The sequence below is a fragment of the Variovorax sp. OK212 genome, from assembly GCF_900112425.1.
Lineage (GTDB): Bacteria > Pseudomonadota > Gammaproteobacteria > Burkholderiales > Burkholderiaceae_C > Variovorax.
Window position 1 is genome coordinate 1 of sequence record NZ_FOLP01000045.1, and the last position, 11,082, is coordinate 11,082.

General features: G+C 67.5%; 8 protein-coding genes and 1 pseudogene. All 9 read right to left on the reverse strand.

What is annotated here, in order from left to right; all coding sequences use genetic code 11:
* On the reverse strand, positions 1-163 hold a 163-nt coding region (locus BM004_RS42360; protein ID WP_371271253.1), incomplete at its 3' end, for a chemotaxis protein CheW.
* A gap of 53 nt (positions 164-216) precedes the next feature.
* Positions 217-1,824, reverse strand: coding sequence for a methyl-accepting chemotaxis protein (locus BM004_RS40100; protein WP_093222473.1), 1,608 nt, complete (start codon positions 1,822-1,824; stop codon positions 217-219).
* A gap of 19 nt (positions 1,825-1,843) precedes the next feature.
* Entirely contained in the window at positions 1,844-3,439 is a 1,596-nt protein-coding gene (locus BM004_RS40105) for a methyl-accepting chemotaxis protein (protein ID WP_093222475.1), read from the reverse strand.
* A gap of 46 nt (positions 3,440-3,485) precedes the next feature.
* Complete coding sequence (locus BM004_RS40110; RefSeq protein ID WP_093131172.1) at positions 3,486-5,051, reverse strand: methyl-accepting chemotaxis protein; 1,566 nt, start codon at positions 5,049-5,051, stop codon at positions 3,486-3,488.
* A gap of 48 nt (positions 5,052-5,099) precedes the next feature.
* Positions 5,100-7,175: a methyl-accepting chemotaxis protein gene (locus BM004_RS40115; RefSeq protein WP_093222478.1), complete on the reverse strand. Its 2,076-nt coding sequence runs from the start codon at positions 7,173-7,175 to the stop codon at positions 5,100-5,102.
* A 103-nt stretch (positions 7,176-7,278) separates the two neighbouring features.
* Positions 7,279-9,033, reverse strand: a complete 1,755-nt coding sequence (locus BM004_RS40120) for a methyl-accepting chemotaxis protein (protein ID WP_093222480.1) — start codon at positions 9,031-9,033, stop codon at positions 7,279-7,281.
* 7 nt (positions 9,034-9,040) lie between these two features.
* Positions 9,041-9,322, reverse strand: a complete 282-nt coding sequence (locus tag BM004_RS40125) for a hypothetical protein (protein WP_093131178.1) — start codon at positions 9,320-9,322, stop codon at positions 9,041-9,043.
* A gap of 7 nt (positions 9,323-9,329) precedes the next feature.
* Positions 9,330-10,898, reverse strand: coding sequence for a methyl-accepting chemotaxis protein (locus tag BM004_RS40130; protein ID WP_093222483.1), 1,569 nt, complete (start codon positions 10,896-10,898; stop codon positions 9,330-9,332).
* 55 nt (positions 10,899-10,953) lie between these two features.
* A pseudogene (locus BM004_RS42365) lies at positions 10,954-11,082 on the reverse strand (chemotaxis protein CheW); the annotation flags it as partial.

Here is an 11,082-nt window from a genome sequence, read left to right on the forward strand (position 1 = left end):
GCGTCACCGCGTCGTAGCCGCGCAGCTCCTGCACCTTCTGGATGTCGATGCCGTATTCCTCTTCGCCCAGCTTGAAGGTCACGACCTCCAGGCGGTTGGCACCGGCGGCCGCGGACGGCGCCGAGGCGGCTTGTTTCATGGGGTCTTTGGCCTTGTTGAGCATGGGTTCTTCTCCGGTTTGAATCTGGTGTGTGTTGCTTTGGGGTGTTCGGTGGTTCAGGCCACTTCGGCGACGGCTTCCGCGCGGAACACGCGCACGGCCTTCACCAGGCCGTCGGCCTGCTCCTGCAGCAGCTGTGCCGTGGCCGAGGCTTCCTCGACCAGCGCGGCGTTCTGCTGCGTGACCTGGTCCATCTGCGAGATGGCCTGGTTGATCTGCTCGATGCCGGAGGTCTGCTCCTGGCTGGCGGTGGTGATCTCGCCCATGATGTCGGTCACCCGGCGCACGCTGCCGACGATCTCTTGCATCGTGCGGCCGGCTTCCGCGACCTGCTTGCTGCCTTCCTCGACCTTCTCGACCGAGTCGCCGATCAGCGTCTTGATTTCCTTGGCGGCCGATGCCGAGCGCTGCGCGAGGCTTCGAACCTCGGAGGCGACCACCGCGAAGCCCTTGCCCTGCTCGCCGGCGCGCGCGGCTTCCACCGCGGCGTTCAGCGCCAGGATGTTGGTCTGGAACGCGATGCCGTCGATCACGCCGATGATGTCCACGATCTTTTTCGACGACGCGTTGATCGAGCCCATGGTGTCCACCACCTGCGAGACCACGTTGCCGCCCTTCACCGCGACTTCGGACGCCGACACGGCCAGCTGGTTGGCCTGGCGCGCGTTGTCCGCGTTCTGCTTCACGGTGGAGGTGAGTTCCTCCATTGACGCCGCCGTCTGCTCGAGCGAGCTGGCCTGCTGCTCGGTGCGCGAAGACAGGTCTTCGTTGCCCGAGGCGATCTGGCTGGAGGCCGACATCACGCCCGCCACGTTCTCGCCCACGTCCGCGACGATGGCGAAGAGGTTGGCGCTCATCTGGTTGAGCGCGCGCAGCAGGCCGGTGATCTCGTCGCCGGGCCGCACTTCGAAGCGCGCCAGGTCGCCGCCGGCAATGGCGCGCGCCACGTGCACCGCCTCGTCGAGCGGGCGGAACACCGTGCGGCCGAGGAACTGGCCGAAGCCGAGCCATGCGAGCGCGGAGGCCACGCCGCCCAGTGCCAGCGTGGCGGGCAGCCAGCTGTGCAGGCCGCCCGACGCCGCCATGCGCGACGCCTCGAGCCAGCCCGCCGCGCCCAGCGACATCGACAGCAGCGCCGCCACGGCCGTGGCGGCCGACACGCGGCGGCGCACGTGGATGCGGCGCAGCCGCGCGAGCGGGTTGCCCCAGCCGTGCTGCACCACTTCGCCCTGCGCCAGCGTGATGTCCTTCGCCCGGCCTTCGCGGATGCGGGTGTACAGCGCGTCGGCCGCCTGCACCGCCGCACGCTCCGGGCGGCTACGCACCGACATGTAGCCCTGCACGCGGCCGTTGCGGCGGATCGGCGTCACGTTGGCCAGCACCCAGTAGAAGTCGCCGTTGTTGCGGCGGTTCTTGATGATGCCGGTCCACGGCAGGCCCTGGCCCAGCGTTTCCCAGAGGTCGGCGAAGGCCTCGGCCGGCACGTCGGGGTGGCGCACGATGTTGTGGGCCTTGCCCATGAGCTCGGTCGCGGCAAAGCCGCTGGCCTCGACGAAAGCCGGGTTGACGTAGGTGATACGGCCCTTGAGGTCGGTGCGGGACACGAGGGCGACGTCGCGGGAGAGTTCGTATTCGACGCCGGTGATGGGCAAATTGACGCGCATGGTCGGAGCTGTTTCTCTTTCAGTTCAGGGCAAGCTGGGTGTTGGCCAGGCGGAACACGCCGACCACTTCGGACAGGCTGCCCGCCTGCTCCTGCAGGGATTGCGCGGCGGCCGAAGCTTCTTCGACCAATGCCGCGTTCTGTTGGGTGACCTGGTCCATCTGCGTGATGGCCTGGTTGATCTGTTCGATGCCCGAGGTCTGCTCCTGGCTCGCCGCGGTGATCTCGCCCATGATGTCGGTCACGCGCTTCACGCTGCCGACGATCTCTTCCATGGTGCGGCCGGCTTCCGCGACCTGCTTGCTGCCTTCGGCGACCTTCTCGACGGAGTCGCCGATCAGGGTCTTGATTTCCTTGGCGGCCGCGGCCGAGCGCTGCGCCAGGCTGCGCACTTCCGACGCGACCACGGCGAAACCGCGGCCCTGTTCACCGGCGCGTGCCGCTTCCACTGCCGCGTTCAGCGCCAGGATGTTGGTCTGGAACGCGATGCCGTCGATCACGCCGATGATGTCGACGATCTTCTTGGACGATGCATTGATCGAGCCCATGGTGTCGACCACCTGCGACACGACCGTGCCGCCCTTGACGGCGACTTCCGAGGCCGACACGGCCAGCTGGTTGGCCTGGCGTGCGTTGTCCGCGTTCTGCTTCACGGTGGAGGTCAGCTCTTCCATCGAAGCAGCGGTTTCCTCCAGCGAGCTCGCCTGCTCTTCGGTGCGCGAAGACAGGTCCTGGTTGCCCGCGGCGATCTGGCCCGAGGCCGTGGCAATGGTGTCGCTCGAGTCCTTGATCTTCCCGACGATGGAGGTCAGCTGCGCCTGCATCTGCTTGATGGAATGCAGCAGGCTGCCGTCGTGCGCCGTGTCGGCGTCGACGGCCAGCGTCAGGTCGCCGCTGGCGATGCGGCTGACCACGTCGGCCGCATACGAGGGCTCGCCGCCCAGCTGACGGCCCAGCAGCCGCGCGATCACCACGCCCAGACCGACGCTGACCGCGATGCCGGCCAGTGCCAGCACCACCATGATCAAGCGCGACGTCTGGTATGTTTCCTCCGCATGCTCGGCGCTGCCGCGCGCCAGATCCTTGCTGTGCGCCACCATGCTCTTGAGCACGTCCTCGAGCGAGCGCGACTCCTTCAGCAGGCGGGTGCTGTCCTCGCTCACCTGGTTCTCGAACTGCGAGCTGTCCAGCGGCTGCTTGTTGACCAGCGTGACGAAGTCGCCCATGCTTTTCTGCAGCGGGCCGACCAGCGCCTCGTACTGGTCATGCAGCTTCTTGCCCTCCTCGGTCTCGCCGAAGAAGGACTTCACCTCGGAGCCGCGCGCCGCCAGGCTCTCCATGGCGGCCTTGAGCTCGTTGGCGCCCGCGTTGCGCTCGCCGCGCGTGCCGGCCGACAGCAGCGTGACCTGCGCACGGCTTGCGTACAGCAGGCTGATGTTGGCTTCCTGCACGGCTTGCAGCGCGCGCAGTTCGTTCGCATACAGGCGCTCCGTCGACGCGCTGATGCGACCCATGTGATAGATACCGAGCGCGCTGACTGCTGCGCCGATGGCCGCGACCACGAGGAATCCGAGGATCAGTCGGACGGTGACGCGAAGCTTCTGGAACCACTGCATTTTTCTTCTTTCTGGTTGGTTGTAGGGGCTGTGACAGCGCTTGTCTTCAGGCCCGCGCCGCGGCGCCCCGCTCCAGGCGGAACACGTTGACGACCTGCGACAGGCTGCCCGCCTGTTCCTGCAGCGACTGCGCGGCGGCCGAGGCTTGCTCGACCAGCGCAGCGTTCTGCTGCGTGGCCTGGTCCATCTGGGTGATGGCCTGGTTGATCTGCTCGATGCCGGAGGTCTGCTCCTGGCTGGCGGCCGTGATCTCTCCCATGATGTCGGTCACGCGCTTCACGCTGCCGACAATCTCCTCCATGGTCCGGCCGGCCTCTTCGACCTGCTTGCTGCCCTCCTCGACCTTCTCGACCGAGTCTCCGATGAGCGTCTTGATTTCCTTGGCAGCGGAGGCCGAGCGCTGCGCGAGATTGCGCACCTCGGATGCAACCACCGCGAAGCCCTTGCCCTGTTCACCGGCGCGCGCGGCCTCCACCGCGGCGTTCAGTGCCAGGATGTTGGTCTGGAACGCGATGCCGTCGATCACGCCGATGATGTCGACGATCTTTTTCGACGACGCATTGATCGAGCCCATGGTGTCCACCACCTGGCTCACCACGTTGCCGCCGCGCACCGCCACTTCGGACGCCGACACGGCCAGCTGGTTGGCCTGGCGTGCGTTGTCCGCGTTCTGCTTCACGGTCGAGGTCAGCTCTTCCATCGAAGCAGCCGTTTCCTCCAGCGAGCTGGCCTGCTGCTCGGTGCGCGAAGACAGGTCCTGGTTGCCCGAGGCGATCTGGCTCGACGCCGTGGCGATGGTGTCGGTGCCCATGCGCACTTCGCCCACCACCTTGGCCAGGCTGGCGTTCATCTCGCGCAGCGCGTGCATGAGCTGGCCGGCCTCGTCGCGGCTTTCCACCACGATGTGGGCGCTCAGGTCGCCGGCAGCCACCGTCTCCGCCACGGACACGGCATGGCCCAGCGGGCGCACGATGCCCAGCGTCAGGCGCCAGGCGAGCAGCGCGCCCAGCACCAGCGCAATGGCCGACAGCACCAGCAGCGTGGTGCGCCCGGCCAGGTAGTTGGCGTCGATGCCCTTGGCCGCGACGTCGATCTTCTCCCGCTCGTGGTTGGCCAGCGCCTCGACCGCGCCGCCGTACACGGCCAGCGCGTCCTTGAACCTGGTGTCGACCAGCGTGTTGGCCTCGGCCAGTTGGCCGCTGTCCTTGAGCTTGTTGAGCGTGCCCACGGTCTCCAGCACCACGGCGCGGGCGGCCGACACCTTGGCGTAGAGATCCTTCTCCTCGGGCGTCTCGAGCATCGACTCGAGCTTCTTCTGCGCCGGGCTGATGCGCGCAGACCCTTCGGCCTGCGCCTTGGAGAAATAGGCCGCCACCTGCGGGTCGGTGGTCTTCACCATGGCGTAGTTGGCCACGGTGTTGGAGCGCAGGTTGGCCAGCCATTCGGCGGCCAGCCGCTCCTTGACGAGCGCGCGCGACACCATCTCGTCGGTGGCCTTGCCTACTTCGGTCAGGCGCAGCACGCCCGTGCCCGCGATGAATGCCATCAACAGCAGCATCACCGTGAAGCCGAGACCCAGCCGGGTGCCGATTTTCAGATCTTTCAAACTCACTGCTCAATTCCTTCCATCACAAGGCGACAGGCCACAGCGGCAATGCCGTCATCCTGTTATCGGCATCGCGACGCCAGACTTGAGACCTTTCTTCTCAAAAGATGAAATGGCAGGCTCGGCGTATGAAAAACCGGCCCGGCGGTCGTCTTCCAGACGGAACACGCTCACGGCCTGCACCAGGCCGCCGGCCTGCTCCTGCAGCGATTGCGCGGCGGCCGAAGCTTCTTCGACCAGCGCCGCGTTCTGCTGGGTGACCCGGTCCATCTGCGTGATGGCCTGGTTGACCTGCTCGATGCCCGAGGTCTGCTCCTGGCTGGCGCTGGCGATCTCGCCCATGATGTCCGTCACGCGCTTCACGCTGCCGACGATCTCGTCCATGGTGCGGCCGGCGTCTTCCACCTGCTTGCTGCCGGCTTCGACCTTCTCGACCGAGTCGCCGATCAGCGTCTTGATTTCCTTGGCCGCCGATGCCGAGCGTTGCGCGAGGCCGCGCACTTCCGAAGCCACGACCGCGAAGCCGCGGCCCTGTTCACCGGCGCGCGCGGCTTCCACCGCGGCATTCAGCGCCAGGATGTTGGTCTGGAACGCGATGCCGTCGATCACGCCGATGATGTCGACGATCTTCTTGGACGAGGCATCGATGGAGCCCATCGTCTGCACCACCTGCGACACGGCCGTGCCGCCCTTGACGGCGACTTCCGAAGCCGACACGGCCAGCTGGTTGGCCTGGCGCGCGTTGTCCGCGTTCTGCTTCACGGTCGACGTGAGTTCTTCCATCGACGCTGCCGTTTCCTCCAGCGAGCTGGCCTGCTCTTCGGTGCGCGAAGACAGGTCCTGGTTGCCCGAGGCGATCTGCCCCGACGCCGTGGCGATGGTGTCGGTGCCGGTGCGCACTTCGCGCACGATGCGCACCAGGCTGGCGCGCATGGTTTCCACCGAGCGCGTGATCACGCCGATCTCGTCGCGCCGTTGCGATGCCAGCTGGCCCGACAAATCGCCGCCGCCGATGGCCTCGACGTGCGCGCTCAGCACGCCGATCGGGCGCACCGTGCGGCGGATGAACGCCACCAGCCCCAGGCCGAGCAGCACCGCGGCCAGCACGATGCAGCCGCCCAGCCACGCCAGCTGCTGACGCAGGCCGGCCAGCACCTCGGCGGCGGGCACTTCGGCCACCACCAGCCAGCCGGTGGTGTCGCTGCGCGCGACGGACGCGTGGTGTGCAGCCTGTGAACCCGACGCACCCGGAACCAGCACGGCGGGCGCCTCCGCGATCCAGAAGGCGTCGTCGGCCTTCAGGCGCGCGAGCCACGCCTTGGCGTCGCCCTGCACCGCATCGGCCAGCGGCTTGCCGGCCGCGCTGGGGTGGAACACCAGCAACGGCTCACCGCCGGCACCGGTGGGGTCGACGATGTACAGGCCGCCGTGGCTGTAGAGCCGCGTGCGCGCCACGGCATCGGCGAACGAGGCCTGCTGCTGCGAGATGTCCAGCCCGATGTAGAGCACCGCCACCACGCGGCCGGCCGCGTCGCGCACCGGCTCGTACACCGTGATGTAAGGGCGCCCGAACAGCGTCACCCGGCCGACGAAGCGCTTGCCCTCGCGCAGCAGCGGATAGGCCGCGCTCTTGCGGTCGAGCAGCGTGCCCACGGCGCGCTCGCCGTTTTCCTTCTTGACCGAGGTGGTGACACGGCGGAAGTCTTCGCCCTGCGCCACGAACACGGTGGCGTTGGCGCCGGGGAAGTCGCGCGCGAATCGGTCGACCTCGCTCGTCGTGGCCGCGTCGATGGCCGTGCCGTTGCTCGACAGCGTGCCGCCGCCGGCGGCGTCGAGCACCAGCGTGTCGGCGAACTGGCGCCGGAACATGCCGAAGGCGTTGCCGGCGTTCAGCTGCATGGTCTGGTCGAAGATGTCCAGCGACCGGGCGATGGCTTCGGCCTTCGCGTTGGCGTATTGGGCGGCGCCGCGCTGCTGCTGCTGCGACGCCAGTGCGTAGAACACGCACAGGATCAATGCCGTGACCCCGAGAATCGCCACGCCGGCCCGCACGCTCAGTGTGCGCGCGAGCGACACGAAGCCGGGGGGTGGTGCGTGGCCTGCTGCCACACGGGGTCTTTCGAAACTCATCGATCTTCTTTCAGTTCAGGGAAACGGTCCCGCCGCGGCGCAGCGCCGCGGCATCGCCGTCACCCTGTATCGGCATCCGATCGCCAGAATTGAGTTCTTTCGCCTAGAACTCCGTCCAGTCGCCCTTCGCATCGGCGGCCATGGCCAGTTGCGCAGCGGGCGTGCCGGTGCGGCGGCCGGGCAAGGCCTGGGTGGCGGGGCGCTTCAGCACGGGCTTGGCGGTGTTGCGCGCCACCGGCTGCACCGGACGGATCGGCCGGATGGGGGTGATGCGCGTGAAACCGGGGCGCGCGGGCGCCACCACTTCGTGGTCGCCGAGCTTGAAGACGCTCACGGCCTGCACCAGGCTGCCGGCCTGTTCCTGCAGCGACTGGGCCGCTGCAGAAGCCTCTTCGACCAGCGCCGCGTTCTGTTGGGTGACCTGGTCCATCTGCGTGATGGCCTGGTTGATCTGTTCGATGCCGGAGGTCTGCTCCTGGCTGGCGGCGGTGATCTCGCCCATGATGTCCGTCACGCGCTTCACGCTGCCGACGATCTCTTCCATGGTGCGGCCCGCTTCCGCGACCTGCTTGCTGCCTTCCTCGACCTTTTCGACGGAGTCGCCGATCAGCGTCTTGATTTCCTTGGCGGCCGCGGCCGAGCGCTGCGCCAGGCTGCGCACTTCCGATGCCACGACCGCGAAGCCACGGCCCTGCTCACCGGCGCGCGCCGCTTCCACCGCGGCATTCAGCGCCAGGATGTTGGTCTGGAACGCGATGCCGTCGATCACGCCGATGATGTCGACGATCTTCTTGGAGGACGCATCGATCGAACCCATGGTGTCGACCACTTGCGAGACCACGCTGCCGCCCTTCAGGGCCACTTCCGATGCCGACACCGCCAGCTGGTTGGCCTGGCGCGCGTTGTCGGCGTTCTGCTTCACGGTCGACGTGAGTTCTTCCATCGAAGCAGCGGTTTCCTCCAGCGAACTCGCCTGCTCTTCGGTGCGCGAAGACAGGTCCTGGTTGCCCGATGCGATCTGGCTCGATGCCGTGGCGATGGTGTCGGTGCCCGTGCGCACTTCGCGCACGATGCGAACCAGGCTTTCGTTCATGGCCTTGAGCGCGGACATCAGGCGCCCGGTCTCGTCGTTCGAGTGCACTTCGATGCGCGAGCTGATGTCGCCGGCGGCGACCTTCTCGGCCACTTCCACGGCCTCGCCGATCGGGCGGGTGATGGTGCGCGTGATGAACCAGGCGATGGCCATGCCCGCCAGGATGGCGAAGGCGCCCAGCGCGAGCATCAGGTTGCGCGCCTGCACGTAGCCGGCACCGGCTTGCTCGTTGGCCTCGCGAGAGCGCTTGTTCTGGTGGGCGTCCATCGAATCGAGTTCGACCAGCACCGCGCGAACGGCCGGCTGGAACTTCGAGATGAAGAGCGCCGTGGCCTCCTCGTTCTTGTTCTGCAGCGCGAACTCGGACAGCTGGCCGTTCAGCGGCACCAGCACGCCCACCTTCTCGTCGATCTGCGTCAGCAGGCCCTTGCCCTCGGTCGAGGCGAGCAGCTTGGCCAGGCGGCCGCGCGCCTCGGTGTAGCGCTCGCGCGCGACGCTGATCTTCTTCGATTCCTCGCGCATGGCCGCGTCGTCCTGCAGCAGGATCAGGTTGCCGTCCAGGATCGCGATGTCGCGGATCGAATCGGCCATGTCGTTGACGGCCGCGATCTTCACGTTGTTCTCGGTCACGATGCCGTTGAGCCGGGACTGGATGTCGGCCATTGCATTGAGGCCGAGGCCGACCACGGCGGCGAGCAGCAGCAGCACCGCGCCGAAGCCCGCGCCAAGGCGCGTGCCGATCTTGAGATTGAGGAGTGATTTCATGGGGATTTCAGGAGTCGCTTGCTTTGAATGTCTTGAACAGGCGGTCAAGCCGCTGCGAAATGAGGTCGGCTTCGCGCGCCGAGCGCGCGAGCGAGCGCGTGATGCACCACGCGACGAAGGCGCCCGCGAACAGGGCGACCACGCCCAACCCGAGCACGGCGCGGTGCGCCCATTCGTAGCCGGCGCCGGCCTTGAAGCCGATGCTCAGCGCGGCGGCCAGCAGGAACATGAGGAGGGAAAAGCCGACACCCAGACGAAGGGCGCGCTTGGGGCTGAGACGGGTACGCACGGATTCTTCAGGCCACCTGGGCACGGGGTTCTTCGCCAGCGTCGAGCTTGAAGGTGCTCACCGCGCGCACGAGGTTGTCGGCCTGCTCCTGCAGGGATTGCGCGGCGGCCGAGGCTTGCTCGACCAGCGCGGCGTTCTGTTGCGTGACCTGGTCCATCTGCGTGATGGCCTGGTTGATCTGCTCGATGCCCGAGGTCTGTTCCTGGCTCGCTGCGGTGATCTCGCCCATGATGTCGGTCACCCGGCGCACGCTGCCCACGATCTCTTCCATCGTGCGGCCCGCTTCCTGCACCTGCTTGCTGCCTTCCTCGACCTTGTCGACCGAGTCGCCGATGAGGGTCTTGATTTCCTTGGCGGCCGATGCCGAGCGCTGCGCGAGGCTTCGCACCTCGGAGGCGACCACCGCGAAGCCCTTGCCCTGTTCGCCGGCGCGCGCGGCTTCCACCGCGGCATTCAGCGCCAGGATGTTGGTCTGGAAGGCGATGCCGTCGATGACACCGATGATGTCGACGATCTTTTTCGACGACGCGTTGATCGAGCCCATGGTGTCGACCACTTGCGACACGACGGTGCCGCCCTTCACGGCCACGGCCGAGGCCGACACGGCCAGCTGGTTGGCCTGGCGTGCGTTGTCGGCGTTCTGCTTCACGGTGCTGGTCAGCTCTTCCATCGAAGCCGCCGTCTGCTCCAGCGAGCTGGCCTGCTGCTCGGTGCGCGAAGACAGGTCTTCGTTGCCCGCGGCGATCTGCCGCGAGGCCACCGCGATCGAGTCGGTGGACGCCTTGATGCGCGTCACCAGGTCGGTGAGCGTGTCTTCCATCTCGCCCATGCCGCGCAGCAGCCGGCCGAAGTCACCGCCGCGGTCGGTCTCGAATTCCTGGCTCAGGTCGCCGGCGGCCACCGTCTCGGCGATCAGCAGCGCCTCGCCGATCGGGTCGACGATGCTGCGCGTGAGCAGCCATGCAATGACCGAGCCGATCGCCACCGCGAACGCGGCCAGCGCCACGAGGTAGATGCGGCCCGAGCGGTACTGCGCCTCGATGGCGGCGGCGGTCTTGTCGATCGCCTGCTGCTGGTGCGCCACCATGGCGCGGATGCTCGCGTCGTAGCCGTCGAGCGCGCCCAGCAGCTGGGTGTCGGTGAGCTTCGCGGCGTCCTCGCGCTTGCCTTCGGCCTTGAGCTTCAGGATCTGGTTGCGCAGCTCGACGTAGGCGCCGCGCTTTTTCTTGATGTCGGCGCTCAGCGCCTGTTCTTCCGGCGACGCGAGCATGTCCTCGAGCTTCTTCTGCGTCTCGGTGATGACGGCGCTGGTGGCCGTGATGTTCTTCTGCAGGTAGGCCTGCACGTCGGCGTCGTCGCTCTTGAGCAGCGAGAAGGTGCGCACGCTGTTCGTGCTGGTGGCCAGCTGCCAGGCCGAGGCCAGGCGCTCCTTCACCAGCGAGCGCTCGGCCAGGGCCTGCGTCGCCTCGCCCACGCCCTGCAGGCGCGCCACGCCGATGGCCGCGGTGAGCACCACCAGCGCCAGCACCAGTGCAAAGCCGGCGCCCAGGCGCCGTCCGATTTTCCAATTCTTCATGTACGTCTCCTCGCGGACCCTTGTGTCGTTGTTCTGGTTGCCCTGCGCGGCGCCCTCAGGCGGCGATCTTCTCGACGAGGCCCATCTCTTCGCTGGACATCAGGCGGTCGATGTCCACCAGGATCAGCATCCGCTCGTCCAGCGTGCCCAGCCCGATCAGGTAGTCGGCGTCCAGCACCGAGCC